The 1,183-nt window shown below is 59.8% G+C and carries 2 protein-coding genes; both read right to left on the bottom strand.

Annotated elements, in window-relative coordinates:
- On the bottom strand, window positions 1-307 hold a 307-nt coding region (locus A3730_RS03380; protein ID WP_197477260.1), incomplete at its 3' end, for an acyl-CoA dehydrogenase family protein.
- Window positions 308-466: 159 nt separating this feature from the next.
- A complete protein-coding gene (gene recR / locus A3730_RS03375) occupies window positions 467-1,069 on the bottom strand; it encodes a recombination mediator RecR (RefSeq protein WP_063537479.1) in 603 nt (200 codons plus the stop codon).
- Window positions 1,070-1,183 lie beyond the last annotated feature (114 nt).

The raw sequence follows: 1,183 nt of genomic DNA, 5'->3' as shown, positions 1-1,183 counted from the left end.
ATTTCCAGACCGGTGGCAGCCCGATATCCAGCGATCCCAGGCTTGCGCAAAGTCCGCCCGATGAGCAACGCACCAATTCTTCGCAGGCGGCGATTTTCATGAAGACGTCTTCGCCCGTCCCACCAAATTCCTCCGGCGCATTGATACCCAGAATGCCCGCATTCGCTGCCGTCTTGTACAACTCCCGGGGGAATTCCCCTGCTTCTTCCCAGTCATCCACCTCCGGGAGGATTTCCCGCTCAACGAATTTGCGGACGGTATCTCGCACCATCTGGTGGGTTTCATTGAAATAGTTCAGGGCGCTCACTGGACCTCCTTGGATTATTGGATTGCGCACAACCTAGCGCTTGCTTGGTCCAACCATAACAGAAAGCCGCCAAGGGAAACCAGACGAAACCGCGGCTTGTGTTTACGGGTAGAAAAGGAGATTTACGCTTTCGATAGCCCCCCAGGAAGGGGCCCTTTATCAGGCGTCAAAGGGCCTGCGACCTCTCAGCGCCTGGGCCAGGGTAGCGCCATCAACGAATTCAAGCTCACCGCCCATGGGCACCCCCTGGGCGATGCGGCTGACACCCACTCCCGCGTCCCGGGCCAGGTCCAGTACATAATGGGCTGTGGCTTCGCCTTCCACAGTCGTGCCAGTAGCCAGAATCAACTCGCTGATCTGCCCTTCATTAAGACGTTGTTCAAGCACATCCAGCCCCAACTCACGGGGGCCCACACCGTCCAGCGGCGAGAGTTCCCCCATCAGCACGAAGTACTGGCCCCGGTATTCGCCGGACTGCTCAAATGCCAGCACATCCCCGGGGGTGGCAACGATGCAGACCAGCGAGGCATCGCGACGCGGATCATCGCAGACAGGGCAAAGTTCTGCTTCAGCATAGTTGCGGCAACGCTGGCAATGCTGCACGCCGTCCATGGCAGCATGGAGCGCATCGCCTAACCGGCGCCCGGATTCGCGCCCGCGATCCAGCAACGCATAGGCCATGCGCTGGGCAGAACGGGGGCCAACCCCGGGCAGGCAAGTAAAGGCGTTGATAAGCTGGTCGACCAGCGGCGCGTGTTTCACAATCTCGGCGTCTCGTCGGTGAGCTTACGGTTTGAAGCCAGGCGGGAAGGGAAAGCCACCCGCCATGTTCTGCATGTTGTCCTGCTGCTGTTTTTCCACCCGGCGTACCGCATC

The organism is Alcanivorax sp. HI0044 (assembly GCF_001634945.1).
This window is presented reverse-complemented; position numbering and strand designations above follow the sequence as displayed.